This window comes from Moorena sp. SIO3B2 (genome assembly GCF_010692525.1).
GTDB classification, from domain to species: Bacteria; Cyanobacteriota; Cyanobacteriia; order Cyanobacteriales; family Coleofasciculaceae; genus Moorena; species Moorena producens.
In genome coordinates, this window is the sequence record NZ_JAAHHE010000562.1 from 1 (window position 1) to 3,144 (window position 3,144).

Here is a 3,144-nt window from a genome sequence, read left to right on the forward strand (position 1 = left end):
GCAATTAACCGCTCAATCTGGTTCAAGCAAGCATTCAAACCAGCCGCAAACTCATAACGGGTAGTTGCCCGGTTTCCACGGAATGTGCGGTTAGGATAACCAGCAATACAGCCATACCGTTCTACCAGAGAGCGCAAAGCTTCATAAGCCCAGTCTCCAGGAGATACATCCCGCAGTTGGGAAACACTGGTGACCTGGTCTATCGAATCTACATCCGTGCCCTGGTTGTTGTAGATATTGATTTGTTGTAGAATTTCCGAGTTAGACTCACCCGTAGCCTGGGCAACGGTTAGCTCTTGTGGAGCCACTTTAGTTTCAGTAGAAGATTCCTCCAGGCTGGGAGCACCATAGGCACTGTTAGCCACCAGCAGTGAAGCCCCTAGCAAAGCGGGACTATATTTGATCGTATTCCAAAAACTTGTTGACATCTTTTCTCAATCAACCTCACACCTAGTAGACAACACTCTTGGACTCAATGCAGTCCGCCACTTTGTCCTACAACCACGAAAATTCGTTAGTTATAGGACAACTCTGGATTAGCATATCATTTTTTTTGTGATTTTTCGAGAAAGATACTCATCCTCGATTTTAGTCACTTACGATACAGCAGTCGCCAGCGATGCAGAGGTGCGACCCGTGGCGAATTTAATTCTTAATGCGGAAAGCGCACCTAAGCGGTCTTGGGGGTTTCCACGGGGCTTACAGCGATGCAGCGCGGTCTTGGGGGTTTCCCCCATGAGCGACTGCATCAAGACAGGTGCGGACGCAGGTTCCGCACACAGCCCCTCCCCATGAGCGACTGCATCAAGACAGGGCAGTTAGGACATGACAAAAGTCTCACACCCTTTGTAAGCGCAAGAGTTTGACTTGTGACTTGTGACTTGTGACTTCTCCTAAACTAGTCAGCTATCTGCTGATAAATCACAGCAGATAGCTGATAGCAATACCTAGAATTTGTACCTAGTATTTTTACTTAGAACTTAAAGGTGGTACGGATGGCTCCAACCCAAATCGTATCATTGCCTTCATCGTGATTAGGATTGAAAATCACGTAGGCTCCTGGAGTAATCAGGATGTTCTTGCTAATGGGGAATTTGTACTGTGCCTCAACCAGGTAGGAAGTATCTTCATCTTCTTGTTCGGTACCATCAATTTCGGTAGCCTTAGGTGGCACACCCCCGGCAATACTGAACACAGCTCCCTCTTTGCCTAAATCAATGAAAGACAGGGTGGCTAGCCAAGTGAAGATGTCAGCATTGTCACCTTCTTCTACCGTACCATTATCATCTTCTGCTTCAGCATCAATATAACCAAACCAACCGCCGATGTGAATTTGTTCGGTCAGGCGCAAACTGGCTTGTGCTCCTAAGCGATTGGCAGAGGTAGCCGTATTACCGAATGGTTCCTGGGCCAGTTCACTACCAGTGCTACCCGAAAGATTGACACTGTCTCCTGGCTGGTAACTACGGACGTAGGTCAAAGATAGATCCAAATTATCAATGGGGGAAATACCCAGTTGAGCACCAGCGCTATAGGCACCATTGAACAATCCTAAGCCCTCACCGGGATTAGAAGCATCACCATCATCAGCCAAATAAAGTACTGATAGTTTCAAGGCATCACTAAATTTATAGGTGAAACCGCCACCAGTTCCGGTTACTCCCCGATGAGTTAGGGGGTTACGGCGGATAAACCGGGATAAGCCACCACTGCCACTGCTTGCCAGGATGGGGTTGGTCGGGTTGAAAATGTCATGCAAGTCCAGGCCAGTGGTTCCCACATAAGCCCTTAATTTCTTACCAATGGGGAAGCGGTAGTGCAATTCAGTAATTTCCACATCGTTGCCACCACCGGCATCATGACCCAAGCGAGCCATGTCGGTACCAGTCACACTACTGAGCCTAGTAAAGTTCCCTGCCTGCAAACGAGTTCTCAACCGGTCTTTACCGGTGAAACTGGTATCGAAGTTCAGACGTACCCTGTTGCTGAAGGTAATGTTTTCATCAATGCCTTCCTGAGCTTCTTCGTCATCATCATCGTCTTCGTCATCTCCATCTAATCGCCTTTCTTCAGCTTCAGCTTGTTCTTCCCCAAAGGCACCAGCAAAGGTAAACAGAACTTCCCCTTTGAGTTTGGTGGTGGTGGAGAACTGATGGTCTTCTAGGAAAGCCACCCGACCTTCTAAGTTATCCACCCGTGCCCCTAGGGTAGCCAGTTCTGCTTCAAACTCTTGAATCAGCCGTTGCAGGGTTTCCAAGTCTTCCCTGGTAATAAAGTCCGCTGTGCTCGCCGCAATTAACCGCTCAATTTGGTTCAAGCAAGCATTCAAACCAGCCGCAAACTCATAACGGGTAGTTGCCCGGTTTCCACGGAATGTGCGGTTAGGATAACCAGCAATACAGCCATACCGTTCTACCAGAGAGCGCAAAGCTTCATAAGCCCAGTCACCAGGAGATACGTCCCGCAGTTGGGAAACACTGGTGACCTGGTCTATCGAATCTACATTTGTGCCCTGGTTGTTGTAGATATTGATTTGTTTTAAAATTTCCGAGTTAGACTCACCCGTAGCCTGGGCAACCGTTAGCTCTTGTGGAGCCACTTGAGTTTCAGTAGAAGATTCCTCAAGGCTGGGAGCAGCATAGGTATTGTTAGCCACCAGCAGCGAAGCCCCTAGCACAGCGGGACTATATTTGATAGTATTCCAAAAAATTGTTGACATCCTTTGTCAATCAACCTCACACCTAGTAGACAACACTCTTGGACTCAATGCAGTCCGCAATTTTTTCCTATAACCACTACAATTCGTTAGTTATAGGACAACTCTGGATTAGCATATCATTTTTTGTGTGATCAGGGGAGCTAGCTTTTCGAGAAAAATACTCGATTGTAGTGACTTACGATACCAATCCTTTTAAGCAACAGAGCAATCGTTGTCTGTGCGCTCTAGATTATACGGCTTGAGGTTGAAGGGGAGGTAAGGCTTTGGTAATAATCAGGTTAAGAAAGATGCTTTTATGTTTAGCTGTCCGGCAAAAGAAGCCCCACACCTAATGCGTAGCATAGGTGTGGGATGAATTTTGCACAGGGTATTATAAAATTGCTATAATATATGTACTGATAAACAAAGCCGTTCGCGTAGCGTGG

Annotated in this window: 3 protein-coding genes; 1 reads left to right on the plus strand and 2 read right to left on the minus strand. The window is 47.0% G+C overall.

Annotation, left to right across the window (positions count from 1 at the left end):
* Positions 1-428 (minus strand): iron uptake porin (locus tag F6K38_RS37970; protein WP_287360132.1); only part of this gene is annotated, 428 nt, incomplete at its 3' end.
* Between the two features lie 208 nt (positions 429-636).
* Here F6K38_RS37970 and F6K38_RS37975 point away from each other — a divergent pair.
* A complete protein-coding gene (locus F6K38_RS37975; protein ID WP_154659802.1) occupies positions 637-795 on the plus strand; it encodes a hypothetical protein in 159 nt (52 codons plus the stop codon).
* A gap of 178 nt (positions 796-973) precedes the next feature.
* On the opposite strand, the gene F6K38_RS37980 is transcribed toward F6K38_RS37975, so the two are convergent.
* Positions 974-2,719 (minus strand): iron uptake porin, encoded by a 1,746-nt coding sequence (locus F6K38_RS37980; protein WP_008186397.1) that lies wholly within the window; start codon positions 2,717-2,719, stop codon positions 974-976.
* Between the last annotated feature and the right edge of the window lie 425 nt (positions 2,720-3,144).

What these genes read in the sequence shown, in the direction of transcription:
- F6K38_RS37980 (WP_008186397.1), bottom strand. Translation starts at nt 2,719, where the DNA reads ATGTCAACAATTTTTTGGAATACTATCAAATATAGTCCCGCTGTGCTA.